Origin of the sequence: Paenibacillus sp. 11B (genome assembly GCF_030487755.1) — a bacterium.
GTDB classification, from domain to species: Bacteria; Bacillota; Bacilli; order Paenibacillales; family Paenibacillaceae; genus Paenibacillus; species Paenibacillus vandeheii.
The window spans coordinates 653,879-668,313 of sequence record NZ_JAUKNS010000004.1 but is presented as its reverse complement, the minus strand read 5'-3'; the positions used below and the strand labels follow the sequence as shown (position 1 = coordinate 668,313).

The 14,435-nt window shown below is 47.9% G+C and carries 11 protein-coding genes and 1 riboswitch; of the genes, 7 read left to right on the top strand and 4 right to left on the bottom strand.

Annotated features, from left to right (window positions below; translation table 11 throughout):
• Positions 1 to 106: 106 nt before the first annotated feature.
• Positions 107 to 307, bottom strand: a riboswitch (cobalamin riboswitch).
• A gap of 266 nt (positions 308 to 573) precedes the next feature.
• Positions 574 to 1,083 carry an anaerobic ribonucleoside-triphosphate reductase activating protein gene (nrdG, locus tag Q0V21_RS19985; protein ID WP_301880294.1) on the bottom strand — a complete coding sequence of 170 codons (510 nt, stop codon included), beginning with the start codon at positions 1,081 to 1,083 and terminating at the stop codon, positions 574 to 576.
• Positions 1,080 to 3,041 (bottom strand): anaerobic ribonucleoside triphosphate reductase, encoded by a 1,962-nt coding sequence (locus Q0V21_RS19980; RefSeq protein ID WP_301880293.1) that lies wholly within the window; start codon positions 3,039 to 3,041, stop codon positions 1,080 to 1,082. The genes nrdG and Q0V21_RS19980 overlap by 4 nt, the downstream gene beginning before the upstream one ends.
• Positions 3,042 to 3,528: 487 nt before the next feature.
• On the opposite strand from Q0V21_RS19980, the gene Q0V21_RS19975 reads away from it, so the two are divergent.
• Positions 3,529 to 5,166, top strand: a complete 1,638-nt coding sequence (locus tag Q0V21_RS19975) for a histidine kinase dimerization/phospho-acceptor domain-containing protein (RefSeq protein ID WP_079347804.1) — start codon at positions 3,529 to 3,531, stop codon at positions 5,164 to 5,166.
• A 36-nt stretch (positions 5,167 to 5,202) separates the two neighbouring features.
• On the opposite strand, the gene Q0V21_RS19970 is transcribed toward Q0V21_RS19975, so the two are convergent.
• The gene (locus tag Q0V21_RS19970) at positions 5,203 to 6,228 is read right to left on the bottom strand and encodes a LacI family DNA-binding transcriptional regulator (RefSeq protein ID WP_079347802.1); all 1,026 of its coding nucleotides are present in this window, start codon (positions 6,226 to 6,228) and stop codon (positions 5,203 to 5,205) included.
• Positions 6,229 to 6,531: 303 nt separating this feature from the next.
• On the opposite strand from Q0V21_RS19970, the gene Q0V21_RS19965 reads away from it, so the two are divergent.
• A complete protein-coding gene (locus Q0V21_RS19965; protein ID WP_143805435.1) occupies positions 6,532 to 8,178 on the top strand; it encodes a cellulase family glycosylhydrolase in 1,647 nt (548 codons plus the stop codon).
• Positions 8,179 to 8,381: 203 nt separating this feature from the next.
• Positions 8,382 to 9,320, top strand: coding sequence for an aldo/keto reductase family protein (locus Q0V21_RS19960; protein ID WP_024632820.1), 939 nt, complete (start codon positions 8,382 to 8,384; stop codon positions 9,318 to 9,320).
• 98 nt (positions 9,321 to 9,418) lie between these two features.
• Here Q0V21_RS19960 and Q0V21_RS19955 read toward each other — a convergent pair whose 3' ends face one another.
• A complete protein-coding gene (locus Q0V21_RS19955; RefSeq protein WP_301880292.1) occupies positions 9,419 to 10,543 on the bottom strand; it encodes a GGDEF domain-containing protein in 1,125 nt (374 codons plus the stop codon).
• Between the two features lie 274 nt (positions 10,544 to 10,817).
• Here Q0V21_RS19955 and Q0V21_RS19950 point away from each other — a divergent pair, with 274 nt between their 5' ends.
• The 4 genes from Q0V21_RS19950 to Q0V21_RS19935 all read left to right on the top strand — a co-directional run bounded on the left by Q0V21_RS19950 (position 10,818) and on the right by Q0V21_RS19935 (position 14,435).
• Entirely contained in the window at positions 10,818 to 11,213 is a 396-nt protein-coding gene (locus Q0V21_RS19950) for a Fur family transcriptional regulator (protein ID WP_024632818.1), read from the top strand.
• Positions 11,189 to 11,995, top strand: coding sequence for a winged helix-turn-helix transcriptional regulator (locus tag Q0V21_RS19945; protein WP_024632817.1), 807 nt, complete (start codon positions 11,189 to 11,191; stop codon positions 11,993 to 11,995). Before Q0V21_RS19950 ends, Q0V21_RS19945 begins: the two co-directional genes overlap by 25 nt.
• A 316-nt stretch (positions 11,996 to 12,311) precedes the next feature.
• Entirely contained in the window at positions 12,312 to 13,775 is a 1,464-nt protein-coding gene (locus Q0V21_RS19940; protein WP_301880291.1) for a catalase, read from the top strand.
• Between the two features lie 243 nt (positions 13,776 to 14,018).
• On the top strand, positions 14,019 to 14,435 hold the full coding sequence (locus tag Q0V21_RS19935; protein ID WP_024632815.1) for a BlaI/MecI/CopY family transcriptional regulator: 417 nt from the start codon (positions 14,019 to 14,021) through the stop codon (positions 14,433 to 14,435).

The following is a 14,435-nucleotide window of genomic DNA, read 5'->3' as shown; positions in this document are numbered from 1 at the left end:
CAGGCATCATGAATGACGACTGTGCACAAAGATAGAATGGGAAAGAACACCTGCTATAAGTTATTTTAGCGGTTGCTCTAACACCTCCCTATCTTCCGTAGGTCATGCGATGCTGTCGAAACAGGCAGGTCTCCTGGCTTACGGATCATGGTCTTGTACATGTCCTTCCCGGTGGATACACCAGTGGATTGTTTATGTACAGACTCCCCGTTTACAGTGGCGGGACCGCGACGGACTTACACCGTTCTTCCCTTTTAAGCCTGACCACGCCTGTAGCGCGGTTGGCACCTGTTTCCGTGTGCAGAAATGTGCGTACACATCTCCAGCTATGAAATTGGTGACCAAGTATAGATGATAGATTATATAATGATGCAATCGTCGTATACTTGCTTGTATGCTACCAATCATAGACGATAACCTACTAGCTTGCAACATATATCATTAATCCGATCGGAAATAAAAATGAGCCGTATGAAACCTTGGTTTAGTGACAGATTTGTCTCCTTAAAATGAAGTTTCAAAATGAACTGAATATCCACATGTTGTGGTAGATTCAACCCAATAAAAAAATCGTTACCATGTATCCATCTGCATGGTAACGATTGTGTGGCAAGCCATCGTTGCGGCTACATCAATGATGCGCTGATTGCGACTGCCGCGATAAGGAAGAGATACATCACGCTCAGCTGCAATATAAGGTCCATCAATAATAACGTCGCATAGGCGGGATAGTTCTGCTCGCGCAGGGTCGGCTACAAGTTCCTCATATACAAATCCGGTATAGGCCCATACCGTCAGATCAGGCCGTACCGCACGAAGCTGTCGAACCCAGGATGCACAATCTGCGGCAGAGAAAAAAGGATCGCCTCCGCATAACGTAACCCCTTCCAGCAAGGGATGCGCGGTCACTTCATGCAAAATCTGCTGCTGCCGTTCCTCCGTGAAGGGTTCACCCGCTCGGAAGCTCCAGGAGTCCGGGCTGAAGCAGCCCGGACAGGCATGTCGACATCCGCTAATGAACAACACGGCTCGCAGGCCCGTTCCCTCATTCACCGATTCGGGGATATAGCCATACAGATTCACCGATGTTTCACCCGATCCCGTACTTCAGCTTGCTTTGCCGTATTGAAGCGTACTTTGTAATCTCCGGTCAGGTATCCCGTCACCCGGCGCAGTCTCTGGAAATGCACCTGATTTTCATGAGCTTCACATCCGGGACATACTTCTCCGATTACGCCTTCATAACCACAGGCCGGACAACGGTCAATCGGGTGATTAATGGAGAAATACCCGATATCCTGGGCCAGCGCGTATTGCACGATTCGTTGGAAAGCCATGGTGTTGGCCCGTACATTCCCGTCGAGTTCGACATAAGAGATTGCCCCGGCATTACATAGCTTGTGGAAAGGAGCTTCCAATTCAATTTTGCGATAGGCCGGAAGGGTATGATAGACCGGAATGTGAAATGAATTGGTGTAATATTCCCTGTCGTTGACCCCCGCGATGCTGCCGTATCGCTCACGATCAAGCTTGGTGAATTTGCCGGATAGACCCTCGGCGGGCGTAGCGAATAAGGTGATATTCAAGTTATGCAACTCACTCATCCGGTCGCAGAACTCTCTCATCGTACGAATGATATTCAAGGCTTCTCGATGTACATGAAGGTCTTGTCCATGGTGACGGCCATATAGGGCGGTCATACATTCAGCAAGCCCGATAAAACCAAGGGATAACGTACCATGCTTCAACAGGTCAGCCACCGGTTCATTCGGAGCCAATTGTTCTCCACCTTCCCACACCCCTTCCCGCATCATAAAGTCCGATGCTTTGGCAGGCTGGTTAGTCTGAATTCGATAACGGTGCAGCAGTCCATCCGTAGCATTGTGCATGACGGATTCCAAAGCCATATAGAAGCCGGCCCGGTCAGCGATGGCTCTTGTTCCCTGGCAGATCCCATATCGTATGCCGAGCTTGACCAGATTGATGGTGTTAAAGGACAAGTTCCCTTTACCGCTTTGACGATTGCGTCCGAAGCGATCAGCCAGTGTGCGTGTACGACATCCCATTGTGGCAATGATCGTGTCGGGATCTTCCGGCCGATAATAGGGAAGGTTGAAGGAAGCATCCACATTGACAAAATTCGGATACATACGCCGGGAGGAGCAGGTCACAGCGAGCCGGAACAGATCGTAATTCGGATCTCCCTCAGATTGGTTTATGCCTTGTTTGCACTGGAAAATATGCTGTGGGAACACGGGCGTTTCCCCGTTACCGAGTCCACGAATGGTCGCTTGCAGCAACGACCGGGAGACAAGCCGGCCTTCGGCTGAAGTGCACAGTCCATAATTCAGTGAAGTAAACGGAATCTGTCCGCCAGCACGACTGCTCATGGTGTTCAGATTATGGATTAGCGATTCCGCAGCCTGTTCGGTCTCCAGTTCCGTTTCTTCACAGGCAAAGGCAAAGGCTCGTGGACATTTTACCTTCGCTTCATCACTATTCAGATGTAGCTGCTCATCCTCAATTCGGTTATTTTCCCCAAACAGCCGTTGTGCTTTCCGGTAATGCTTACGGAACGATCGCTTCACATAAGGTGCCAGATCCCAGTCGATTTTGTTGGCCGATACGCCGCCATACTGGCTGTTCTGCTGGGATTGAAAAATAATGGCGACCAGCGCCATGGCAGACATAATCGTCTGTGGTGTACGAACCGAACCATTGCCAGTATTAAATCCGGAGGCCAGCAGTCGGTCAAACGGGATGAATATACAGTTGGTCGTTCCAAGGGCATACTGATCCAGATCGTGTACGTACAGATCACCATTCTCCACAGCTAAAGCAAGGTCCTCTGGCAGCACATGACGCAGAGCATGCCACTTGGCCGTCTCCGAACCGAGCCTGCTCATCTTGCCGCTGAACGAGTCTCCGTTCAGATTGGCATTCTCCCTCAGCGTATCAGCGTCTTCTGCACCGATAATTCGTCTTCCCAGGTCAGATAGCAGATCAGGCGCAGGTGGAGAGGCATACTCAAGCATGTTCATATCAGATTCCTCCTAAAAAATGAGATTGTATAGGGATAATGTAAATTCATTGAACACTATATGTAGAGTTTCTTTATCCATTTATAAACTATATCTTGTTATTTGGGTGTGATAACCGTCACATAAGAGGAGCGCGTTGAACGTGGCGATTTTCTAGTCTGGCATGATAAAGGTTTTCAAAGGCGGAGGGTAAGCGTATAATTTCTTATTACCGTGTCAGTATAGTTGACGAAGCTAGAAATAAGGACAGAAAACCTGCCAGGTAAGCGGTTGCTAAACTTTCCTGTCATCGAATCATAACGTCCATAGCAGATTCCCGTACGTGGAATAAATTGGATTCGGGTATGTTTCCCTTTGATTCCTACAGTGTTAATCATATATGAATAGGTTGTGACAGCTGTTTCGGAACATTTGAACCCTCGTTAATCGATTGAATCATCATGTGCAATACGGATTTGAAATGCAGCCAAAACAAGAGGGGTGAGTCATGGGAACGGTAAGCATTACAAGGGGCTTCTATGAAAATATCCAGGAAGCCGCGTCCCATATTGTAGAAGTGTTAAGCGGCATATTAAAGGTGAACACTATCTTTGTTGCGACGAATGATGGCGTGACCAATGTTATTATGGAGGCTTTTAACCGAGAGGAACAGTTGATTGCCAAAGGCAGTGCGCTTCCATTTGAAGCTTCATATTGCAGCCTGGTATTGAGAGATAAGGAAGGCAGTATGGTTATCACGGATACATGCGAACATCCACTTACGGAATCGATGAACGTAACGAGCGAACTGGGCAATCGTTTCTTTGTGGGCATTCCGATTCTGCGGAGGTCAGGCGAAGCGTTCGGCACCATATGTCTGATGGACAATCCCGATTATGTGATCAGTGAAACGGATATGAAGACGCTGAAAGCTATGGCTGTTTTCCTGGGGTATGTCGTGGATCTGGAAGATACACTGCAGGTCCAGGAGCAGAAGCTGAGTGATTCGGAGCAACTACAGGAGCAGCTGCAGGCAGAGAAGGAACGTGCGGAATCCGAGGCAATGACCAAGACACAGATGCTGTCGCTGATGAGCCACGAGATTCGTAATCCGCTGAACGGCATTTTGGGATTGACGGATCTGATGCGTACACCGGATATGTCGGACGAGCAGACAGAGTATGTGAATATGATTGAGACTAGCGGTAACATTCTGCTCTCACTGCTAAACAACATGATGAGTTTTAACGTCAACGATGCAGGCAAAACAGTTGTACACGATGATCCATTTGATCTGGTAGCCACGATCGAGAATACCGTTTATCTCTATGTGGGACTTGCGCTTAGCAAGAACATTGAGCTGGGATTGAACCTTGATCTGAATGTATCTCAGGTTTACGTCGGGGATGAAATCAAGATCGGACAACTTTTGGCCCATGTCATTCAGTATGCCATAGATTCAACACGCACAGGATCAGTGTTGGTTACAGCAACCGTGGATGGTGGAGATGCAGAGGAAACGGGGACGCTTCGACTTCATGTGAAGTATACCGGTCGCATGCTGTCTTCGGACAAAAAGCTTAGATCATTTAACAATTTAGACGGAAATATAAGTACACAGAAGCTGGTGGGAACCAATCTCGGTTTGGCGGTCAGCCAAAACCTTGCCATCCTTATGAACGGCCGTATTCAGGTGCGTGGCCTGGGAGACAAGGAAACAGAATTCGAGATCTGCCTGCCGCTCCGCAGACATTGGGAACTGCCTCAGCTTGCCAATATTCAGCACCGACTGAGGGGCAATAAGGTGTTGCTTGCGAAGGATCCCGACATTTTGCAAGGGGCCTCCTCCCTGATGCGAAGATGGAAGATGGATGTGCATATGACCTCGTTTACAACCGAGGCGTACAACTGGATTCATGAGGGCTTTAAGCCTGACGTGGCCGTTGTGGATATGGGACTGCTGGAGGGCGGCGCTGTGGATTTTGTGCACAAGCTGAAGCACCTGATTACCGATTCACCGGTCATTGTGCTGATTCCGTATGGTATGCATATCGATCCGTATGAAGCGGAAGTCTTCGATGCGGTCCTGACCAAGCCGGTGAAGCAGGCTGAATTGTTGAATGCGTTAAGCATCATTGTGCATTAAGAAAATGAAAAAAATATATTAAATTAGGCGCACCTGTTAGGGGTGCGCTTTATTTGTTATTTGCAAGGAAGACGATCCTCGAACAAGCAGCTCCGAGTCGACTTTAAATACGCGTTTATCCTGAAATTCATTCGTATTCATCATGTCAATCATCTTCTCCATCAGGATGGCTCCCATCGTATACTTGGGCTGGTTCACCGAACTTAGCGTTGGATGAATGTATTTGCTGATTCGATTGTTGTCCACACCTACGATAGCCAATTGCTCGGGAATACGTATTCCGTATTCTGTACATGCCTTATATACGCCGAGGGCCATTTCATCATTGGCCGCATATACCGCGGAGAAGGACAGGCCTTTGTTAAACAGCCTTTTGATGGCCTCGTACCCGCCTTCCTCGTTGAAGTTCCCGTTCTCAATCAGTTCGGGACGAAATGGAATTTGATGCTTGCGCAGGGCTTTCAAATAGCCTTCAAGCCGCTCATAGCTGTCGATTGCTTCGGGATAACCGTTCAAGAACACGATATTTTGATGTCCGGCCTCAACCAGATGCTGAACAACTTCCTGGGAAAATTTCACGTTGTCAGTATATATACAAGGAATCTGATCATGTTCGATATATTTGCCAACGATGCCAATACGGTACCCCTTGTCCGCGAGATTGAATAATTCCTCATCCGCCAGCATGGGAGTGATAATGATGACACCGTCAATCGTCCGGTCCAGCAGCAAATTAAGATAATCGACTTCTCGCTCTTTCAGGTTATGGGCATCACATATGATGACTTTGTAATGGCGGGCGTAGGCGATGTTCTCAATGCCTTTGATTATTTCCGCATAATAGGAATTGTTGATATCCGGAACGATGACACCAATCGTCATGGTTCTTTGTGAACGAAGATTCTTGGCTGCTGCGTTGGGGTGATATCCCAATTGCTCGATGGCGCGCATCACCTTATCTTTGGTTTTGGTGCTAACCTTGCTATGCTGATTAATAACTCGTGATACGGTTGCCGGGGATACACCTGCAATGGCAGCGACATCAATGATTTTGACATCCATATGGTTCACAACTCCAAATAAGTGATTGACAATTCATTCAAATTCATTATAATTCCAATTGAAAACGATTACAAGATATAACCGATTGAAGCAATAATTGGGGATAATGTAGGAATAGAGGGTTTGTATTCAATTTAATGTAATCGATTTCATAAATCTCCTTCGTTGCGATAAATAGCGGTGCATCCATGAATCTTGCCACTTGTAGACCCGCTGTTTCTATAGCATTATGTTACCCGTCGTGAGTGCTGCATCCTGGTTCAGTCATACTTCAAGCTATGACCATTTAAGGGAGGCGTCAACATGTTGAAGAAGAGCACCATTATGCTATTGTGCAGCTGTCTGCTGCTCGGACTGCTGGCTTCAGCCGTAGGTTCTTCGAAGGCCGAAGCGGCTTTTGGATCAGGGGATTTCCTGAAAGCTAACGGGACGGTTGTCCGCAAAAATTCGGGTACAGGTAACGTGGTAAACCTGCGTGGAACCAATTTGGGTGGCTGGCTGCTGCAGGAAGAATGGATGACGCCATCCGGGGCGGTAGATGAATACACACTGCGACGTACTTTGACAAATCGTTTTGGAGAATCGGGTGCACAGAGCCTGATCAATGGATATCAGGACAACTGGATTCAGGCTGGCGATCTGGATAACATCAAGAACTGGGGCATGAACGTTGTGCGTGTGCCGATCTATTGGGAGGACTTTATGAACACCAGTGGTGTCATGAAACCTGATTCGGTCACGTTCCGCAAGCTCGACTGGCTCATTGATGAAGCGGGCAAACGGAACCTGTATGTGATTCTCGATCTGCACGGGGCACCGGGAGCAGCCTGTCCGTGGCATTCCTGCGGTCAGGAGAATTCCAACCAACTGTGGACCAACTCTACATACCAGAACTGGACCATTCAGATCTGGGAACGGATGGCAACACGTTACAAAGGCAATCCAACCGTTGCCGCGTATGACCTGCTCAATGAACCTCTTGTAACCATGGGTACAGGTGAAAATGCAGCTCAAATCAAGCAAAAGATGGATTTCTATGACCGCATGTACAAAGCGGTTCGTGCCAAGGATGCGGATCACATGATCATCATCGCGGCATTCTTCGACTGGTGGGCAGCTTCACCGCCAACGACTTATGGCTGGACGAATGTGATGTATCAGACGCATCACTATCAATTCACGGATTATAACAACTGGGATCTGACCAATTCAGAGATGGATCGCTGGTTGAAGGATATGGCGTCCTATCAGAAGAATTGGAATGTTCCGGTGTTAGCTGGCGAATTCTCGTTTGGTCAGGATGATCTGACCGAGAAGTGGCTGTCCGGTCTGAATGCACTGAATGCTTCGTGGACGAACTGGAGTTATAAGGTCAAAGGGGGCGGGACCTGGGGTTATTACAATAATAACAACAACCCGGCACCTAACCTGAATACGGACAGTGCGGCAACGATTGCTTCAAAATGGAGCAAGTTCACCACGGCGAACTTTGCTTCTAATACCACATTTCAGAATGTGGTCAAGAAACATACGGGCACAGCTCCGTTTACAGAGATCTGGTCCAGTCTGAAGGCCAATGCCAACGGTACGTTTGTCAGCGCAGAGAACGGTGGGGCGGATTCGCTGGTTGCCAATCGGGATACTGCCGGACACTGGGAACGGTTCAAAATCATCCAAAACTCGGATGGAACGGTATCCTTCCTGTCGATGAGCAACATTAAATATGTGCAAGCCGATCTGAATAACGGCGGGCGTTTGATCGCCTCGGCCACGTATCCATCTACATGGGAGAAGTTTACCCGTGAAGATTTGGGCGGGGGACTGGTTGCTTTTAAATCCGTTGCGAACGGTAAATATGTCAGTGCGGATCTGAATAACGGGGGCGTGCTGTACGCCAATCGGAACGCTGTGGGTGGAGCATGGGAACAATTTATCGTTACAGCTAACTGAGACAAACTAGGATCTCTCATAAATAATGAAGAAACGTAGTGTAGTGACCCGCATGATTGCTCCGCTTTTGCAGCGGAGCTTTTTAATATTCATCCATAACTATTTCCCAAATTCTGCTCCAAAGCCCTTTTAATCCGAGCCGAATACGATACAATAGAAAGGGAACTTCATCATTAATCAATTTAGAGGAGGATGTGCATTCAATGGAATACCGTAGATTGGGTGGAAGCGGACTGAAGGTAAGCGAGATCAGCCTGGGTAGCTGGCTGACATACGGAGGGTATGTGGAACGTGAAAACGCGGTGAAATCAATTGAAGCCGCATTCGATGAAGGCATTAACTTTTTTGACACAGCCAATGTGTACGAGCGGGGTGCAGCAGAAGAGCTGCTGGGGCAGACGTTGAAAGCGTATTCCCGTGATTCGTATGTGCTTGCAACCAAGGTTTTTGGCAAAATGGGTGACGGTCCAAATGATCAAGGGTTGTCCCGTAAACATATTAAGGAACAATGCGAAGCCAGCTTGCAGCGGCTGGGTGTTGATTATGTAGACATATATTATTGCCATCGCTATCATACCGAAACACCGATTGAAGAGACACTGCGAGCACTGGACGATCTGGTGCGTCAAGGCAAAGTGCTCTACGTAGGTGTTAGTCAATGGACGGCGGCACAGATGGAAGCGGCGCTGGGTACCGCTGATCGCCTGCTGCTGGATCATATCGTGGTGAACCAGCCGGTGTACAACATGTTCGACCGTTATATCGAAAATGAAATCATCCCGCTGGGCGAGCGCAAAGGAATTGGACAGGTGGTCTATTCCCCGCTGGCACAAGGGCTTTTAACCGGTAAATACACTTCGGTATCTGATATCCCCGAGAATAGCCGGGCAGCAAAGCTGGGCTGGGATGAAGGGAAAATTAACGGTGACCGGATCGCGAAGGTTCGCCAGTTAATTGAAGTAGCGGACAAGCTGGATCTGAAGGTTGGTCAATTGGCTCTGGCGTGGATTCTGCGCCAAAATAATGTGTCCAGTGCGCTTGTAGGCGCAAGCCGTCCTGAGCAGGTGAAAGAGAACGCAGCCGCTTCGGGTGTGAAGCTGGATGCTGCCATCGTTGAAGAAATCGAACAAATATTAGCTTAAGGCAAGCTAAACTACACAGGCTGTTCTTGAGCTGATAAATCAGAAAGGGATGTCCCATAGCCTGTATGGCTACTGGGACATCCCTTTTGCATTTGAAATTAGATTGAATTTGGGCCGGAAAGGGTGATGGAACGCAGTGGAATGGCACAGACTCGATTCCTGCCCGTATTCTTGGCTTCATATAGTGCACGATCTGCCTGTTCAAAGAAATCGTTATCATCCCGGTCGTCACAGTGATCCGGAAACACAGCAACACCGATCGAGATGGTCAGCCGGATCGTATTGCCATCCGGCAGGGCGAAGAGGTACTTCTCCACCGCTTGCCTGATCGACTCAGCAATCGCCATAGCCTGGTGATGACCACAATCGAGCAACAGAATAGCAAATTCCTCGCCTCCGTTGCGAGAAACGATATCGGCCGATCGGGCATGCTTGATGAGCAATTGCCCGAGCTGTTTCAAGACCGCATCGCCCGAAGTATGGCCGAAGGCGTCATTTACTTTTTTGAACCGGTCAATGTCGATAACCAACAGGGATAGTTTTTGCTTGTTCTCACGTGCCCGTTCCAGTTCCAACTCGAGTGATTTCTCAAATTGTCTGCGATTACTTAGGTTGGTTAGATGGTCGGTGGAAGCTTTTCGCTCCAGCAGGAACAACATTTCATTGGATTTATTAATGAATTCTGCGATGAAATAAATAAAGATTCCACCGACAAAGGAAATGGTTATCTGTAATGGATATACTTTCATTAAAGAATTCATGCTGGAAGTATTGAGCATCAGAATGACAAAGATCAGCGTCATACCCAGCAGGTTCATGGTAATAATTTTGGTTAATCTCGACCAAGGAGCATAGGCAAAATATACACCGGACAGTCCGATGATTGTCATGACGAAGGCTGCATCGATAGCAGCGGATGACATTCCAAACATGATAATACGCAGGATGGAGATGACGAGTCCCGAGATGACCGAAGCGAGTCCTCCTACATATACGGCTGCTGTGACGATAGCCAAATGACGCAAATCCACAATGGTAGTTTCATTCAAAGGAAAGGAATAATTCATCAGTACCGTTCCATAGATCCCGAACAGCAGACCACCGATCATCTGAACACGCATTGAGGGAAAGGGCACACGGATACGATAGAATTTGGCGATGATTCCGGACACATACATGAACGTGATCATGACACAGACATTAACGAAAAATGTGCTTAGCAACCAGCATCCCCCCTTTAGCGCACATTACTATATTTTAGCTGAAAAGCAGTGTGGTAGCGAACCATAATATCCCAAATGGAAGAGGGGGAGCTGTGAAGAGGCTTGGCTATGGCAATTCATGAATAAATTAGTCGGATATTGACTTCATTATACAATGAGATTTATACTTAATCTAAATCAAAATTGATTTTGATGTTTCTGGGAATCATAGCAGTCTGTAGATTGCTGTGTCATCTTATATACTATTGAATGGGTAAATAAAGGAGAATTGCTGGTGAGAACTCTAAATCTGACGATACAGCGTCAAGCCGTTTATGATGTCGTCCGTCATTCCGAAGACCATCCAACCGCAGCAGACGTGATGAATCGTCTGGTGGAGCAAGGTTATAATTTGGCTTATGGTACAGTATATAATTCGCTCCGATATTTGACGGATAAAGAATTGATTCGAGAGCTCAAGTTGGGCGAGACGGCGAGTCGTTATGATGCCCGCATGGACGATCATCAACATATTATGTGTGAAGTATGCGGCAAGGTGGATGAAGTTATGACGGAAGTTCCTCCGCAATGGATGAAGCAAGTTGCAGAGGAAACCGGGTATGCGATTGATCACGCTCATGTGGTCTTTGGAGGTGTCTGCGCAGAATGCAGAAACAAACGGGTCAAGTAAAAATCAACCTGTCCGGTCGTCGTTTGCCGATCCGGGTCAAGCCTGCCCTTGCCGATCCAGCTCCCCTCGTAGATAATTGTCCGATCACGAGACGGGTCATTCTGATCAGTCCGATGCCGGGTCAGGTACATGAACTGGTCAAGGCATTAACAGATAGCTGCTTCGATGTGCTGGTATTCCATCGCTGGGAGCCTGATTTGCATGAACGGCTTGTATTCGATCTGTTAATCTATGACCTGTCTGTTGCTGGAACCATCGATGCATTTGCCGGCATCAGCAGTCGACTGAACCGTGAAGCTGAATATGCAACACCCTGTCTGTATTTGGTGGGGGAGAAGATGATTGGCAGTGCCAGTGGCCCGATGCTTCAGGAGGAATTACTGGTTTGGCCGGCACGTCCGCAGGAGGCGTTATATCGTGTGCAGCGCATGATCGGCAATAGTCCTGCAGCACCGAAACGCGGATTTCTGCCTCAGGAGGGACAGCGTATCGGTTTCAAGGATTTATGGCTGGATCGTGAGCGGATGAGCGTGCACCGGAATAATGACCGCATTCATTTAACCAAGACAGAGTATGATCTGCTGCTGAAGCTGATTGACGCCAAAGGTGCAGTCATTTCTCGTGAGGAGATGCTCAGCGATATTTGGGAGACGGATTTTACGGGTGGAAGCAATGTAGTGGATGTTCATATTAAAAGCTTGCGCAAAAAACTTGGCGATAACGCGGCTTCGCCTCAATATATAGTAACGGTAAGAGGAGTGGGCTACCGCCTGGCGGATTAGTCCGCTTTTTTTGTGGGCAGATTATGCTGTTCATGTCACACGTATGCGGGTATCCACTAGATAGCGTAAATCAGACCCATCCAATCGAAATGGATCAATGCTCATCTTTCTCAAAGTTGATGTTCATATTTCATTCATGAAACGAACAAGAAACTCATCTGAATCTCATGTGAACCTCATGCAAGAGGCGAGTGGGACATGTTAGAATCATTTTAACAGTTAGATCAAGTCTAAATGTATATTTAAAGCGATGTCGAATATGATTTTAATAGAGTATATACAGCAGGCATGAGACCAACATGAGGAGGATAACGATATGACAGAACGCATGACAACCAATCAGGGCGCACCCGTAGGTGACAACCAAAACTCCCGTACCGCAGGAAGAAGAGGCCCGACATTACTTGAGGATTATCATCTGCTTGAAAAGATCGCCCACTTTGACCGTGAGCGTATACCGGAACGGGTCGTTCATGCGAGAGGTGCCGGTGCACATGGCGTATTTACACTGGAGCAGAGCATGAAGGCTTACACAACTGCAGACTTCCTGCAAGACCCTGGCACAGAGACGGACGTATTGGTGCGATTCTCCACAGTAATTCACGGCACAGGTTCCCCGGAGACAGCGCGTGACCCACGTGGTTTTGCCGTGAAGTTCTATACCCGTGAAGGAAACTATGATATCGTGGGGAACCACTTGCCTGTCTTCTTCATCCGTGATGCCATGAAGTTCCCGGATATGGTCCATTCCCTGAAGCCTGCGCCGGATACGAATATCCAGGACCCTGCACGCTACTGGGATTTCATGACACTATCACCAGAGTCGACGCATATGATGACCTGGTTGTTCTCCGATCTGGGTACGCCAGCAAGCTACCGTGAAATGGATGGATTCGGCGTACACGCCTTCAAATGGATCAATGCGCAGGGGCAAGTTCATTATGTGAAATACAAGTGGGAGTCAGCTCAGGGCGTACGAGGTTTCTCTCGTCAAGAGGCAGCTGAAGTACAAGGGCAGGATTTCAACCATGCCACCCGGGATTTGCACGATCATATCAAAAATGGTCAATACCCGCAGTGGAAGCTGCAGGTTCAATTGCTGAAGCCGGAGCAGATGGATGATTTCGCTTTTGATCCACTCGACCCAACGAAGACTTGGCCCGAGGATGTGTTACCGTTCCAGACCATCGGAACGATGACGTTGAACCGTAATCCACAAAATTTCTTCGCAGAAGTGGAGCAAGCAGCCTTCTCTCCAAGCGCTCTGGTACCTGGAATCGAGCCTTCCGAAGATAAATTGCTGCAGGGTCGCCTGTTCTCCTATCCGGATACACAGCGCCACCGGCTCGGACCGAACTATTTGCAGATTCCGGTGAACTGCCCTTATGCTCCGGTTCGTAATCATCAGCGTGATGGACTCATGAATGTGAGCCAGGACCCTTCTCCGGTAAACTATGAACCGAACAGCTCGGGCAGCAGCCCGGTGGAAGCACCGGAATACCGTGACAGTCAGGCTCCGCTGCAGGGTCATGTTACACGCGAGAAAATTGAGAAGACCGATAACTATACACAGTCAGGGGAATTGTTCCGTTCCTTCACGGCGGTAGAGCAGCAACACTTGCTCGATAATCTGATCAATGACCTGAAGGCAGTTCCGGAACAGACTCAGTTGCGTGCCTTGTGTCACTTCTTCCAGGCAGATGGACAGCTCGGTGGTCGTCTGGCTCATGGACTTGGTGTAGATATCTCCGCATTTATGCCATCACAGGATCGTAAATAAAGCACTTAAATTCATCTTTTTCAGAAATGAATAATTGATTTTATAACAGACCGGGTAGGACTGCAGAATAGCAGGCTTGCCCGGTCTTTAGACTTTTTTCACCTATAAACCGACCTTGTGCAATGAAATGATATTCTGAAATAGAAAACATATTTACAAATTATTTACAATAAATAGCTGACATAGAGGTTGACTTCTCGTTTGTTGGCACTACAATGGGTAGTGTGAGGGGTGTCTGAACATATGAGAATACACAATTTTAAAGTGGGTGAGCGTGGGCTGAATCGATTTTTCGGTCCGCTGGAGGCGAAGATCATGGACATTTTATGGACGCGTCCAGGCAGCAGCATTCGCGAAGTGCAAACCGCACTTGAACAAGATAAAGACGTTAATTTCAATACAGTCATGACGGTGATGAATCGCCTCGTGGACAAGGAGCTGCTCCGCAAGTCGCAGAAGGGCCGAACGTCACTGTACCATCCGGTGCAGAGCAGGGAGGAGTTTATGAACGACCAATCCAAGGAATTATCACATGAATTGGTGGATGAGTTCGGGGCACTTGCTCTGAATCATATGCTGGATGCGCTGGATGAAGCAGATGCAGGGTTGATAGAGCGTCTGGAGCAGAAGATTAAGCAATGGAAAAAGGATAGCGATTGA